The sequence below is a fragment of the Parabacteroides sp. merdae-related_45_40 genome, assembly GCF_001915675.1.
In genome coordinates, this window is sequence record NZ_MNQY01000156.1 from 1 (window position 1) to 13216 (window position 13216).

Here is a 13216-nt window from a genome sequence, read left to right on the forward strand (position 1 = left end):
GCATAAAGTCGAGGCTTTTTTTATGGATAAATTGTATCTTTGCAGCCATAAAAGAGAAAAAATATGATTTCTGTTGAAGGACTTACAGTTGAGTTTGGCGGGTTTACGCTTTTTGATGATGTTTCGTTTGTGGTAAATAAGAAGGATCGTATCGCACTGGTGGGAAAGAACGGTGCGGGAAAATCGACGATGCTGAAAATATTTGCCGGCTTGCAGTCTCCTACCTCCGGGACGGTCAGCGTACCGAAGGAGACGACGATCGGTTATCTTCCCCAGCAGATGAAGCTGGCGGATACACAGACGGTACGCGAAGAGGCGGAACATGCCTTCGAGCATATCCATGAGATGGAAAAGGAGATAGAACGGCTGAACCAACAACTGGTCGAGCGGACAGATTATGAAACGGAATCGTATCAGAACCTCATAGACCGTGTCACGCATCTGACGGAACATTTCCAGATGATGGGTGGAAACAACTACCATGCCGAGTTGGAACGGACGTTGATCGGCTTGGGATTTAGCCGTGAGGATTTCGACCGGCCGACCTCCGAGTTCAGTGGGGGATGGCGCATGCGTATCGAGCTTGCCAAGCTCCTGCTCCGCAAGCCGGATGTCCTGCTGCTGGACGAGCCGACCAACCATTTGGATATAGAGTCCATCCAATGGCTTGAAAACTTCATTGCGACACGTGCCAATGCGGTGATCCTTGTTTCACATGACCGGGCGTTTATCGATAATACGACTTTCCGGACGATAGAGATAGAGCTTGGGAAGATTTATGACTATAAGGTAAAATACTCCGAATATGTGGAACTGCGTAAAGAGCGCCGCGAACAACAACTTCGTGCCTTTGAAAACCAGCAGAAGAAATTGGCCGATACGGAAGCTTTCATCGAGCGTTTCCGCTATAAAGCGACCAAGTCCGTGCAGGTGCAATCCCGTATCAAACAATTGGAAAAGGTTGAACGCATAGAGGTGGACGAAGTGGATACGGCTATGCTGAGCCTGAAATTCCCTCCGGCTCCCCGTTCCGGTTCCTATCCGGTGATTGCGGAAGATGTGGCCAAGCGCTATGGCGACCATCTGATTTTCGAGCATGCCACTTTCACTATTAACCGCGGAGACAAAGTCGCTTTTGTCGGCAAGAACGGTGAAGGTAAGTCCACGCTGGTTAAATGCATAATGGGAGAGATCACCGATTTTACAGGAAAGCTTCAGTTGGGGCATAATGTGAAGATCGGCTATTTTGCACAGAACCAGGCACAGTTGCTGGATGAGAATATGACCGTTTTCGATACGGTGGATTACGTGGCACAGGGGGACATCCGTCTGAAGATACGGGACATATTGGGGGCTTTCATGTTCGGTGGAGAAGCGTCGGACAAGAAAGTGAAGGTATTGTCTGGTGGAGAAAAGACCCGTCTGGCCATGATCCGGCTGTTGTTGGAACCGGTGAACCTGTTGATCCTCGACGAACCGACCAACCATTTGGACATGCGTTCGAAAGATGTGCTGAAAGATGCTTTGAAAGAGTTTGACGGTACGGTTATCGTCGTCTCGCACGACCGTGAATTCCTGGATGGACTGGTAGACAAGGTTTATGAATTCGGAAATAAACGGGTGATCGAACATTTGGGAGGTATTTATGATTTCCTGGAACATAAGAAGATGGATAGTTTGTGCGAATTGGAACGTTCCACCCAAACGACAACCTCTATGGAAAGAAACGCTTCGGAGCCGACCCGAAACAAGCTCTCTTATGAAGCCCGCAAGGAACAAAGCAAGGCAATCAAGAAAGTTGAAAAAGCGATAGCCGAATCCGAAAAGAAAATAACGGAACTCGAAAACTCCATTGCTGCTATCGAGGCCAAGCTCGCCACTCCCGAAGGGGCGGCGGATGTTTCCTTATATACCGAATATTCCGAATTGAAGAAGAAACTTTCCGACACGATGGATCTCTGGACGGAACAGACCCTCGAACTGGAAGAACTGAATGCAGCCAATAGTTAGCAGTCGATTCTTGGTAGATACGAATCATAAATGATGATTTGCAGTCCTGCTATTTAAGCATGGATTGCGCGGATTTCCGATCCTGCTAAAATAAGGATACTGTAATTATAACTAATAAACAAATACACAGATATTTACTGCCATTACTACCATTCTTTTACTTTTCGCCCTTAGTCGAAAAGGCTTTTGACAAGTGTCGAAAGGGCTTTTGACCAAGGGCGAAAAGATCTTCGACCAAGGGCAAAAGGTCAATGATTGGGCTGTTTGACAATAGAAGCATGGCTATTGTCACTTAAATAAAACCTTCCTGGACCGACTTGCTCTCTCTGTTTTGAAAAAGTAAATATTAACGCTTGGTTTTTAACCCTCTTTAGAAAATCTTCCTACCTTTGCCTACTTAAAACTAAAAAACACAAACTTAATTCTTGCGCTATGTTAACTCAGATTATAAATGGCAAGATCCTTACCCCACAGGGCTGGTTGAAAGACGGTTCTGTTCTGATAAGCGATAACAAGATTTTGGAAGTGACTAACTGCGATCTGGCAGTGGTAGGAGCCACTTTGATAGACGCTAAAGGCATGTATATCGTGCCGGGCGGAGTAGAAATTCATGTTCACGGCGGTGGAGGCCGTGACTTTATGGAAGGTACCGAAGAAGCGTTCCGGGCAGCGGTAGCCGCTCACATGCAGCATGGTACGACCAGTATTTTCCCCACATTGTCATCCTCGACCATCCCGATGATCCGCGAAGCAGCTGCAACGACTGAAAAGTTGATGGCGGAAAAAGACAGTCCTGTCCTGGGGCTTCATCTGGAAGGGCATTACTTCAACATGAAGATGGCCGGCGGGCAGTTACCGGAAAATATCAAGAATCCGGATCCGGAAGAATACATTCCCCTGTTGGAAGAGACACATTGCATCAAACGTTGGGATGCCGCTCCCGAATTGCCGGGTGCCATGCAGTTCGGTAAATACGTCACCTCGAAAGGCGTGTTGGCATCTGTCGGTCATACGCAAGCCGAATACGAGGATATTCAGACTGCCTACGAAGCCGGATATACCCATGCCACGCACTTCTACAATGCGATGCCCGGTTTCCACAAACGTCGTGAATATAAATATGAAGGTACGGTCGAGAGTATTTATCTGATCGACGACATGACGGTCGAGGTGGTTGCCGACGGTATCCATGTGCCTCCGACGATCCTTCGTCTGGTCTATAAGATCAAAGGCGTGGAACGTACTTGTCTGATCACCGATGCGCTGGCTTGCGCCGCAAGTGACAGCCAGACGGCGTTTGACCCGCGTGTGATCATCGAAGACGGTGTTTGCAAGCTGGCCGACCGTTCAGCTCTTGCCGGCAGCATTGCGACTATGGACCGCCTGATCCGTACGATGGTTCAGAAAGCCGAGATCCCGTTGGAAGATGCCGTTCGCATGGCTTCCGAAACTCCGGCACGCATCATGGGTGTTTACGACCGTAAGGGGTCTTTGCAGCGAGGTAAGGATGCGGACATCCAGATTCTGGATAAGGACTTGAATGTCCGTGCTGTCTGGGCGATGGGTAAATTAGTGGAAGGAACGAATAAACTGTTTTGATTTATGCTGACACAAATAATAAATGGCCAGATCCTTACCCCTCAGGGATGGTTGAAGGATGGCTCCGTATTGATTAGCGACGGAAAGATTCTGGAAGTGACGAACAGCGACCTGGCTGTTATCGGCGCCAAGGTGGTGGATGCCAAGGGTATGTATATCATTCCCGGTTTCGTAGCCATGAACGTGCATGGCGGAGGCGGCCATGATTTTAAGGAATGTACGGAAGAAGCCTTCCATAGTGCTATTGCCGCCCATATGAAACACGGTGCGACTACTATTTTTCCCACTTTGTCGTCTTCTCCTAAAGAATCGATCTGCAAGGCAGTCTCCATTTGCGAGAAGCTGATGGCGGAAAAGGACGGTCCCGTATTGGGACTTCATGTGGAAGGACCGTATCTGAATGCCAAGATGGCCGGTAACCTTTATGATGTGAAAAATCCGGATAAGGAAGAATATATGTCTATCCTGGAAAGTACGAACTGTATTAAGCGTTGGGATGCCAGTCCTGAATTGCCGGGTGCGCATGATTTCGCCCGTTATCTCAGGTCGAAAGGTATCCTGGCTGCCATTACGCATACGGAAGCCGAATTCGAGGATATCAAAGAAGCCTATGCGGCGGGTTTTACCCATGCGGCACAGTTCTACAACGCAATGCCCGGTTTCCACAAGCGTCGTGAATATAAATACGAAGGAACGGTGGAAAGTGTTTTCCTGATGGATGATATGACGGTGGAAGTAATTGCCGACGGTAAACATTTGCCTTCTACGATTCTTCGCTTGGTGTATAAGCTGAAAGGTGTGGAACGCACGTGCCTGGTAACCGATGCGTTGTCTTATGCTGCAAGCGATGTGAAACCGGACGAAGGCTCACGTATTATCATTGAAGATGGTGTTTGCAAGTTGGCCGACCATTCTTCGCTTGCCGGAAGTATCGCTACGATGGATGTGCTGGTCCGTACGATGGTTCAAAAAGCCAATGTCCCGTTGGCCGATGCCGTTCGCATGGCTTCCGAAACTCCGGCACGCCTGATGGGGGTATCCGACCGTACGGGTACGTTGCAGCGCGGAAAAGATGCCGACATCATCATCCTGGACCGTAACTTGACTGTCCGTGCCGTTTGGTCGATGGGAAACCTGGTTCCGGCTGCCAATACGCTGTTTTAAGAAAATTAGAACTGATAAGGAATGAAGAACAGGTTTGTGGATGACGCGGATAAAACGGATTGAATTTATTTTATCCGTTAAGATCCGTCCGATCCGTGTCATCCGCGAACCTGGTTCTTAAATGATACATTTGATTCATCTCTGCCAAAATCCGTAATATCAATATTTCCTATAACCGTATTGATTTTTTAAATGCTCTGTAAAGCTAAGTTCGTTTATTTATTAGTATATTTGTGATTCAAGTTATGATATAATATACTAAATCGAGAATTAAACATGAAAACAGACCTTAGTTCGCAGATTACCCTGACGCGAATACCGCAGCGGTATTATCGCCCGGAGAATGCTTTTGAGCATTCAGTTTTGACCCGTCTGGAAAAGATCCCGACAAACATCTACGAATCGGCCGATGAAGGTTCGTTTGCCATCGCTAAGGAGATAGCAGACCAGATTCGCAAGAAACAGGAAATCGGTGAAAACTTTGTGATGGCTATTCCCGGAGGCCGTTCTCCGTTGAGCGTATATAAAGAATTGATCCGTATGCATAAGGAAGAACAACTGAGCTTCCGCAACGTGGTTGTCTTTGTTGAATATGAATTCTTCCCGCTTGTCTCTCCTTCCGCCGGCAACGTGGCACAGCTGAAAGAGGCGTTGCTGGACCATATCGATATTACCCCTGAGAATGTTTATGCTCCCGATGGATGCATGCCGAAAGATGCCATCATCGATTTCTGCCGGATGTACGAAGAAAACATCCAGAAGGCAGGCGGTTTGGATTATATCCTGTTAGGCGTGGGACATGCGAGCAACATTATGTTTAACGGTGTAGGTGCGACGCTGAGTTCGCGTACCCGTCTGGTTCTGCTGGAAGGAACTGCCCGTAAGGAAGCTTCCCGTACGTTCCCGTCATTGGACAATGTGCCTGCGGGAGTCATCACGATGGGGATCGCTACCATGATGAAAGCCCGTAATGTGATCCTGATGGCGTGGGGTGAAGATAAGGCGAAGATCATCGCCAAAACGGTGGAAGGCAAAGTGAGTGACGCTGTTCCCTCTTCTTACCTCCAGAATCATACGAATGCGAAAGTTGTGGTCGATCTGTCTGCCGCGTATGATCTGACACGTATCAGTCATCCTTGGCTGGTTACCAATTGCGAGTGGGATAACAAGCTGATCCGTCGCGCAATCGTTTGGTTGTGCCAGTTGACAGGCAAACCGATCTTGAAACTGACAAACAAGGATTATAGCGAAAACGGCCTGGGTGAGCTGCTTGCCCTGTACGGTTCGGCCTATAATGTGAATATCCGGGTATTCAACGATATCCAGCACACGATTACCGGATGGCCGGGCGGCAAGCCGAATGCCGACGATTCAAACCGTCCCGAACGTGCAACTCCGTATCCGAAGAAAGTGATTATCTTCAGTCCGCATCCGGATGACGATGTCATCTCGATGGGCGGTACATTCCATCGTTTGTGCGAACAGCATCACGATGTACATGTCGCTTACGAAACTTCCGGCAATATTGCCGTAGGGGATGAAGAGGTAATCCGCTATTGCGAATATCTGCGCGACGTTTGTGCCAAATATACGGAAGACGAAACGGTTAAGAAGAAAGCCGAAGAAATCATCCATTTCCTCCGTTATGAAAAGGTGGAAGGTGAAGCTGAAAAACGTGATGTCCTCTTTATGAAAGGCACGATCCGCCGGGAAGAAGCCCGTGCAGGTGCCCGTTACAGCGGGATCAAGAGTGACGATCATATCCACTTCCTCGACTTGCCTTTCTATGAAACAGGGCTGGTGAAGAAGAACGACTTGAGCGAAGCGGATATTGCCATCGTGAAGAAGTTGCTGACGGATGTGAAACCTGATGAGATGTTTGTCGCCGGTGACCTTGCCGATCCACATGGAACTCATCGTGTATGTCTGAATGCCGTTCTGGCAGCTATCGACGAGCTGAAGGATGAAGAATGGCTGAAGAACTGCCGCATCTGGATGTACCGCGGAGCTTGGGCCGAATGGGAAATGGACCATGTGGAAATGGCTGTTCCTATCTCTCCCGAAGAATTGCGGCATAAGAGAAACGCGATCTTGAAACACCAGTCTCAGGCTGAAAGTGCACCGTTCCTTGGAGACGACGAACGTTTGTTCTGGCAGCGTGCCGAAGACCGTAACCGTGCTACTGCCGAACTGTATCATCAGTTAGGCCTTGCATCTTATGAAGCGATGGAAGCATTCGTACAATATGTTCCGGTTCGATAAGTAAACCGGATTGTCATAAAAAAGAGAGGGCGGACCGATCATCGGTCCGTCCTTCCTTGTTGTTTAATATATATATGAATTAGTAAGTGGTTCCCTGGAAAACATTGGAGTCAGAATAAGGAAGCAATGTTCCGTTCATTGTCAGATTGTTTCCTGAGAAGTTCGGATCTACAGTAACCATTGCATTATTGGTCCCGCTGTATAATACCAGGTTTACGGTTGCAGAGATAAAGATACCTTGTACGCTCATGGACAGATACACGTTTCCGTTGTTTTCTTGTTTGACCTGTACATTGGATGCCGAGCCTTGTACGGTGATGCCGCCTAATCCGTTAGGACCGGGGTAAGGAGAGTTGGATGCGATCTGAACCATGGCCTGTCCGTCATTCAACGAAACGAAGTTAGTGTTTGAGTTTACATAGTAAACACGTCCGTTCAACGGTTGTACGGAGTTGGCTTCGAGCACGAACGACCGGTTTGTGATAGCCTGCATGGCATTGTTGAATGCTTCTTCGCCCATAACGGCGTCCTTAGCTAACCTTTCTTCTTTTTTCTCTTTTCTTTCCTGCTTTTTTTCAGCTTTTTCTGCGGCTTTACTTGTCTGAGCCTGCACATGTGTCATGCCACCCAACAGAAGGGTGAAGATCACCATCATAGATACAATTCTTTTCATACGACTTAGTTTAAAACGTTTATTCAAAAATGTAATAAAAGAACAAGCAGATAGGGGAAATGTTTAAAATCTCCCGTATTTTTGCAGGTATAATAATCGTTTGATATGAAAATAGATGTTTGTTTTTCACCGGCATTATATCCGGTCTATCATAATCCGGAAGCTATCGTGGTGGTCGTGGATGTGTTTCGGGCAACGACGACGATGGCCGCCGCTTTTAGTAACGGAGTGCGCAGTATCCGTCCGGTCGCTACCGTTGAAGAGGCTGAGGCATATAAGGCAAAAGGCTGGCTGGTCGGAGCGGAACGGAATGTGAAGCGATGTGGTTTTGCCGATTTCGGAAATTCCCCGTTTGATTATACGGCGGAAAAGGTTTCCGGGAAAGATATTGTGTTCACCACGACCAACGGTACACGTGCGATCACGATCGCCAAATCCGCTTTCCGGGTCATAACGGGAGCTTTCATCAATCTGCAGGCGGTGGCCGGTTACTGTGTCCGCCATAAGCGGGATGTAGTCGTGCTCTGTTCTGGCTGGCAGGATAAGGTGAATATAGAAGATACGCTTTTTGGAGGAGCTTTGACGGATGCGTTACTGAATACCGGTTTGTATGAGGCGGGCAGCGATGCTGCCGTGATTGCCCGGGATATGTGGACGGGCAACAAGGCGAACCTGCTTGCCTATCTGGATACGACGGATCATATGGGACGCTTGAAAGCGAACCATCTCGAAGATGCTGTTCCCTATTGCCTGACTTTGAGTATTACGGATAAGGTTCCTGAACTTTCGATAGAGGGAGATACATTAATATTACGCTGACAAGGAATGGAATATATGGAAGAACATGGTGGAAAAGTACGTTTTGGAGTAGTCGGAACCAACTTTATAACCGACTGGGTGATTGCCGGGGCGCGGCAGGATGACCGTTTTGAACTGGTTGCTGTTTATTCCCGCAAGCAGGAGACGGCGGATGCCTTTGCCGCCAAGCATCAGATACCTTATACTTTCACCTCTTTGGAGGAGATGGCAAAAAGCCCGTTGATCGATGCCGTGTATATCGCATCGCCTAATTTCCTTCATGCAGAGCAGAGTATCTTGTGTATGAAGCATGGAAAGCATGTACTCTGTGAGAAACCTTTCGCTTCGAATGCGTGGGAGGTGAGGGAGATGATCGCAGCCTCTGCAAAATATGACGTTACGCTGATGGAGGCGATGAAACCGACCCTTACCCCGAATTTCCGGTCTGTGCGGGAAAACTTAGGACGCTTGGGAACGATACGGCGTTATTTTTCCTGCTATTGTCAGTATTCTTCCCGCTATGATAAGTTCAAGGAGGGAGTTGTGCTGAACGCATTCAGGCCGGAATTGTCGAACGGGGCGATGATGGATATCGGGATTTATACTGTTTATCCGATGGTCGTTTTGTTCGGACGTCCGAAAAAGATAGATGCTTCAGGAATCGTTCTTTCATCCGGTGCGGACGGACAGGGAGCCGTCAATTTCGAATACGAAGGGATGAATGCGACCGTTCTCTATTCCAAGATAGCCAATTCATCCTTGCCGACAGAGATACAGGGAGAAGAGGGAAACATAACGCTCGACCGGATCAATATAATCGGAGAGGTAAAATATACTCCCCGTCTGGCGGCCGCTTCCGGTAGAGGTCCCTCTGCCGAAGCTCAGGATATAAGCGTCGTGACGGACAAGGATGAATATTATTATGAGGTGGCGGAGTTTATCGATCTGGTTCTGTCCGGCAAACGCCAGTCTGGAATCAACAGCCACGAACACTCCCTGATCACGTTGGAGATCATCGATGAGGTGCGCAGGCAGTTGGGAATCCGGTATCCGGCTGATCGATATTGATTGTTACTTTTCTCCCAAGAGAAAAGTAACAATCAATATTCCCGAAGGAAATACCGCATTAGGAATTCCCAGTTCTCGTGAACGATCGCTTTGCTACGTTCTTCACCGGCCAGGCTCTTCGCTTGCGCATCGGCTAACATGCCTTTTTCTTCCAATATTCTCAGCAGATACGGGCTGCATTTCCGGATCATGAAGAAGGACAAACCTTGGTTTTCCGCCTTTTTCTGATTGTAGAAAGGATTGTTTTCGTCTTTGATATACTCAACACCATCGGCCAGGACTTGCAAACCTTCTGACGGAGTGGCATAAACGGCAAATTTCCGGGAGGCGGTATCGCCTGTCGCTCCTTCCGTCTCGATGCCGATCTTCGTCAGGAAGTCGAGGAATTCACGCTTGTTTTGGAAATAAAGGAGTGCTTTTCCTTCTGCCGCTGCCGTGAATTTCTCAAAGTGCTCGGTCAGCATTTTCTTGCTCTCTTCGGACACCGGTTCTTTGAATGCCTGTGACTTTTCACCTTCTTCAACGAACAAGCTGTGATCCGGATGGTCTGCCGGAAAGATCAGCGAAAGCCATTTGGGAGCCGTGTAAGCCAAAAATGCACTTTTGGAAATATGTGCCAGAGCCTCGTAGGCGGTCATGATGAACTGCTCGTCTTTCTCTTTCGTTTGTTCCCAATATTCTTTGACTGTATCTGTCAGTTCCTGGTGTGAATCGGTAAACAGGTAACATTGGTAATGAAACCAGTGAAGCAACTCGTTATATTTGTCGACATCCTCATAGCGGGTTTCCGGAGCAAAGAGCTGTTGCAGCCGTTCGTTCTCCGGTGCAGTTGTCCATTCGTCACAGAACATCTGGTAGATCAGTTTGGCTGTGTCGCCGTTTGCCGCATTGTCGGGACTGACGAATGTGCCTTTGTGAAACCCGTGATACTGCTGTGTGTAATGCCAAAGCAAGAACCGGATATCTTCGTAGTTGACCTCGTCATCATAATAGTGATCGTCAGGTGTATAAAACGGCAGGAATTTACCGTATAAGGCTTTGTGTTCCGTGATGAACGATCGCCAGATATTCAGACCGGAAATCACATCTTCGAAATAGGCAGCCATGCGTATACTGATCTGTTTGACCTCGTCCTTCTCAAAAGAATAGGCAAGACGTGTTTCTTCCAACATGCCGTAAATACGGTTTGCGATATTGGTATAATAGGAATCTGTCGGATCTGACTGTTTATAAGGGTGCAACTGCAACCAATCTTTCGGATAGATTTTAATGTTCTTCATACTATAGATTATTTGTGCCCAATCGAGCAATAATTTTAAGGTCACAAATGTAACAAATATTTTACAATTTATTGTCCGGCAGCACCTCGTCTTTGAACTGTTCGTGAATCCCCCTCCCGGCTGTGTGCAGAGAGGGGGATTTTTATGTGGGGGCGGTTCGCGATCGCCCTCAGTTTGCATATAATAAACAGGGTTAGCGTACGATTATTTTCCGTGGCATTTCTCTTGAGAGGTGTACAATGTAGACTCCTGCTGCCAATCCATTGAGCCGTGTGTCGCCTACCGGAATGTTGCGGTAGAAGAGAGTGCTTCCGGCGAGGTTTACCACCTGTACCTGCTGCGGGGAAGAGGTGTGGATGAAGATCGTGCCGTCGGCGGTCCATATCTTCGTGTCTGTTTCGATACTTTTGATACTTGTTGGAAGATTCTTCACGATGCCGGAGATAGAGACGACAATGTCTTCAGCCACGTTGTTGATCTTGTATCTGCCATTCGTGTCCGGTATGATCGTCTCGCCGCGATCGGTGGTGACAATAGGGATGGACTCACTATAGTTTTCATCCAAGGTGATGGCGAAGGTGAAACTGTATCCTTCCTCGACCGTATGGTCACCTGCCTGCTTGCTGAGTGTCGCACCTTCTACGGAGGGGAGAGTGACGGTGTAGTAGGTGGCTGCCGGCGGAGTATATATCCTCTTAAACTCGGCAGCGACTGTAAAATCACCGTCGGGAGCAGTAAAGCTGCCATCTGTATCAACCGTCACATTGTTATTACCCTGTCTTACAGAGAAGCTTTTGATACTATATCCTGGTGAAGGAGTGGCGATTATAGTCATCGGTGTGCCTGCTGGGACCTGGTCACCGTTTTCAAAGAGGGTTTCTCCCTGGTCGGCTCCGATCGTGCCTTTGAGAGCTAGCGTGCCGTTCTCGACCGTTGTCGGAAGGGTGATGGCACACAATGTGGCGTCACCCGGATAGCGGTAGTTGAAACCGGCTTTATAGAGCATCTTATTGTCGGCCTTATGGGTGAAACTGTATGTACCCGACAGTTTGGAAGCCGTGATAATCGACTGGTTATCCGATGCTTTTCCGTTCAAATTGACCAGATGGAAATCTCCGGTCAGTCCGGTCCCTTCTATTTCCATAGTCTCTCCGTTCCCCATGTCGAGCCTGAATGCCGATGTCTGGTCCTTTTCTTTGATAAAAGAGTTTTCCAGGATGACTTTATCGATGGAGCGCAGTTCGGAAATCAGATAGGGAGTGTCGGCTGTTCCGCAGTTTCTGTAGGTTACATGTGTTTTGTGGTTATTGTTGCTGTCTATTTGTCCGATGGTGGTATGGCCTTTTTCTATGGTGATCTGGATTATTCCGCTGTAAGTGGGAGTTGGTGAATCTGCAGACAAGGAATAGTCGATGCCACTTATTCTTTTGACCTCTCCTCCTTTCACGTTTATGTTGATCTTCCCCTCGACGGCTGAGGAGCAACCGATCAGACTCCCGGTGATTCTGCCGTCCAGAACGGTGAGATTGACATTTCCCGAAACTTTCCCGTGTACTGTATTATTGTAGTTAATACCAGCTCCGTGTACTTCCTGGATGGGATTATCTGCGGATGTGTCAAGTGTCACATCCGTGTTGCCTGCCGTGCCGGTTCCTTCCGTGTTGCCGATGATAAAGCCGCTGACAACCGTGTTATCGCCAGAGATATTCGTCGTGGCTGTACCGGTGACGTCCCCGTTCCAGCCGCCTCCGTAGATATAGTTTAGAGTTCCTCCGGTAATGTTCAACTCGGTATTGCCGACTGTGCTTCCTGCGGCATGGCTTCCACCGAAAACAGAGTTGTTCACGGTTCCGCCCGATATGGTCACCTTGGTTGTCCCTGTGATGTTACCGGCATTGCCGCCGCCGTAGATCCAGCCGAATTGTCCGCTTTTGATTACGATATTTGTTTTGTCGATCGTATTGTTGTCTTTAGTTCCTCCCCAGATGTTACGTATGCCGGTCAGGGTGTTGCCGTTGTTGGTGTATGTCGACGGGCGGCAATCGACAGACTCGTCGAATGTCAAATCGTGGCCGTTGGCATAAATGGTGCTCATGTTCAGTTTGATGCTTTTGAAGGTAAGGGCGGCTTGCAGTTCGAGGTCGCCGGCATATGTCAACGTTTTTCCGTCGCCTGTTATGATACAGGGTTTTGGAGGTGTGCTTGTAGCTGTTTCGTCGTCTAACAGAGTGATGATATTGACCGGTTCTTCGGAACCTGCGAGTGCAGCTGTTGCCTCCGCCCATGTTTTGTAACTTGTCCCGTTGAGGTCAACCTTGTCTTTGGTCACCGTGTTTCCTGTTATCTGGTTTGCGGTCAGTGC

The 13216-nt window shown here is 48.2% G+C and carries 9 protein-coding genes; 6 read left to right on the forward strand and 3 right to left on the reverse strand.

Translation table 11 applies throughout. From position 1 onward, the window contains the following. The first annotated feature begins 63 nt into the window (after window positions 1-63). The 4 genes from BHV83_RS21660 to BHV83_RS21675 all read left to right on the forward strand — a co-directional run bounded on the left by BHV83_RS21660 (window position 64) and on the right by BHV83_RS21675 (window position 7035). Window positions 64-2010, forward strand: coding sequence for an ABC-F family ATP-binding cassette domain-containing protein (locus tag BHV83_RS21660; protein WP_286758058.1), 1947 nt, complete (start codon window positions 64-66; stop codon window positions 2008-2010). Window positions 2011-2442: 432 nt separating this feature from the next. Continuing rightward, window positions 2443-3609 (forward strand): N-acetylglucosamine-6-phosphate deacetylase, encoded by a 1167-nt coding sequence (gene nagA, locus BHV83_RS21665; RefSeq protein WP_005641231.1) that lies wholly within the window; start codon window positions 2443-2445, stop codon window positions 3607-3609. 3 nt (window positions 3610-3612) lie between these two features. Beyond that, on the forward strand, window positions 3613-4773 hold the full coding sequence (gene nagA, locus BHV83_RS21670; protein WP_005641229.1) for an N-acetylglucosamine-6-phosphate deacetylase: 1161 nt from the start codon (window positions 3613-3615) through the stop codon (window positions 4771-4773). 276 nt (window positions 4774-5049) lie between these two features. Continuing rightward, window positions 5050-7035 (forward strand): glucosamine-6-phosphate deaminase, encoded by a 1986-nt coding sequence (locus BHV83_RS21675; protein WP_005641227.1) that lies wholly within the window; start codon window positions 5050-5052, stop codon window positions 7033-7035. 79 nt (window positions 7036-7114) lie between these two features. Here BHV83_RS21675 and BHV83_RS21680 read toward each other — a convergent pair whose 3' ends face one another. Beyond that, entirely contained in the window at window positions 7115-7708 is a 594-nt protein-coding gene (locus BHV83_RS21680) for a DUF4251 domain-containing protein (protein ID WP_005641225.1), read from the reverse strand. A 105-nt stretch (window positions 7709-7813) separates the two neighbouring features. Between BHV83_RS21680 and BHV83_RS21685 the strand changes: the two genes are divergently transcribed. Together BHV83_RS21685 and BHV83_RS21690 are read left to right on the forward strand one after the other, a co-directional pair. Next, on the forward strand, window positions 7814-8527 hold the full coding sequence (locus tag BHV83_RS21685) for a 2-phosphosulfolactate phosphatase (RefSeq protein WP_122205759.1): 714 nt from the start codon (window positions 7814-7816) through the stop codon (window positions 8525-8527). Between the two features lie 6 nt (window positions 8528-8533). Beyond that, a complete protein-coding gene (locus tag BHV83_RS21690; RefSeq protein WP_122115312.1) occupies window positions 8534-9574 on the forward strand; it encodes a Gfo/Idh/MocA family protein in 1041 nt (346 codons plus the stop codon). A gap of 32 nt (window positions 9575-9606) precedes the next feature. On the opposite strand, the gene BHV83_RS21695 is transcribed toward BHV83_RS21690, so the two are convergent. Further along, window positions 9607-10854 carry a DUF3843 family protein gene (locus BHV83_RS21695; protein WP_005641217.1) on the reverse strand — a complete coding sequence of 416 codons (1248 nt, stop codon included), beginning with the start codon at window positions 10852-10854 and terminating at the stop codon, window positions 9607-9609. A gap of 193 nt (window positions 10855-11047) precedes the next feature. After that, window positions 11048-13216, reverse strand: a 2169-nt coding sequence (locus BHV83_RS21700) for an InlB B-repeat-containing protein (RefSeq protein WP_286758065.1), incomplete at its 5' end; no start/stop codon positions are given.

Bases quoted from the DNA above. Each gene is read 5' to 3' on its own strand.
- BHV83_RS21660 (WP_286758058.1), top strand. From the start codon at position 64: ATGATTTCTGTTGAAGGACTTACAGTTGAGTTTGGCGGGTTTACGCTT.
- nagA (WP_005641231.1), top strand. From the start codon at position 2,443: ATGTTAACTCAGATTATAAATGGCAAGATCCTTACCCCACAGGGCTGG.
- nagA (WP_005641229.1), top strand. From the start codon at position 3,613: ATGCTGACACAAATAATAAATGGCCAGATCCTTACCCCTCAGGGATGG.
- BHV83_RS21675 (WP_005641227.1), top strand. From the start codon at position 5,050: ATGAAAACAGACCTTAGTTCGCAGATTACCCTGACGCGAATACCGCAG.
- BHV83_RS21680 (WP_005641225.1), bottom strand. From the start codon at position 7,708: ATGAAAAGAATTGTATCTATGATGGTGATCTTCACCCTTCTGTTGGGT.
- BHV83_RS21685 (WP_122205759.1), top strand. From the start codon at position 7,814: ATGAAAATAGATGTTTGTTTTTCACCGGCATTATATCCGGTCTATCAT.
- BHV83_RS21690 (WP_122115312.1), top strand. From the start codon at position 8,534: ATGGAATATATGGAAGAACATGGTGGAAAAGTACGTTTTGGAGTAGTC.
- BHV83_RS21695 (WP_005641217.1), bottom strand. From the start codon at position 10,854: ATGAAGAACATTAAAATCTATCCGAAAGATTGGTTGCAGTTGCACCCT.